Annotated in this window: 1 protein-coding gene; it reads right to left on the bottom strand. The window is 70.2% G+C overall.

Going from position 1 to position 873, the window contains the following annotated elements:
- Positions 1 to 873: NAD(P)/FAD-dependent oxidoreductase (locus H3V53_RS43160; protein ID WP_336603037.1), on the bottom strand; the 873-nt coding region annotated here is incomplete at both ends.

Here is an 873-nt window from a genome sequence, read left to right as displayed (position 1 = left end):
GCCGATCAGCGGCAAGCCGTCGGGCGACGCCGCGCGAAAGCCCGTCCACGCGCGCAGGCAGTCGAGCGCGGGCAGTCCGGGCAGATAGCGCGCCGCGCGCTGCAACATGCGCGCAAGCACGGGCATCTCGACGGCGGCATCGGTGGTATCGAACTGACGCGACGAACCGATCAGCAATTGCCCCGTCGGACGCGGCTGCACATTGAACGCGACGGACGTGCCCGTCGCGTGATGCGCGCTCTTGATGTAGCCGAGTTCGAGCAGTTGATGCCGCACGAAGTCCGGGTAGCGGTCAGTGATCAGCAAGTGGCCTTTTTTCGGCTGCAGCGGCAGGCCCGGCACAAGCGCGCACGCCTGAAGACCGTTCGCCACGACGATATGCCCGCCGCCGATACGCTCCCCCGTCGACAGCGTGACCTCGTGGGCGTCGACGCGAACCGCCTGCGCCCCCAGCCGCACGTCGATCAGTCCGGCTGCGGGCGACTGTGCGAGCAGCCATTGCGCCGCAGACGGCGCGTAGACGATGCCGTCGTGTTCGATCAGCAGTCCGCCTGCCATGCCCGGCGCCAGGGACGGCTCGCAGTCGGACAGCGCACGCGCGTCGAGCATGTCGGCGGGCACGTGCTGCGCCGCGAAGGCCGCGTGCATCGCGCGCGCGGCTTCGAGTTCTTCGTCGTCGGCGGCGACCCAAAGCGTGCCGCACCGCGCGAATGCGTCGCGCGGGCGCAACTGCGGTGCGAGTTCCAGCCACAGGTCGCGCGAATAGCGGCTCAGCGCGAACTCGGCGGGCGAGTCGTTCATCACGACGATGTGCCCCATGCCCGCCGCCGTCGCGCCGCCGCCGATGCCATGCGCGTCGAGCACGTCGCGCAG

This window comes from Paraburkholderia bengalensis, assembly GCF_037126505.1.
In the GTDB taxonomy this organism is placed as follows: Bacteria; Pseudomonadota; Gammaproteobacteria; order Burkholderiales; family Burkholderiaceae; genus Paraburkholderia; species Paraburkholderia bengalensis.
Note: the sequence above shows the minus strand (reverse complement) of the source record. Positions and strands in the feature narration are given on the sequence as shown.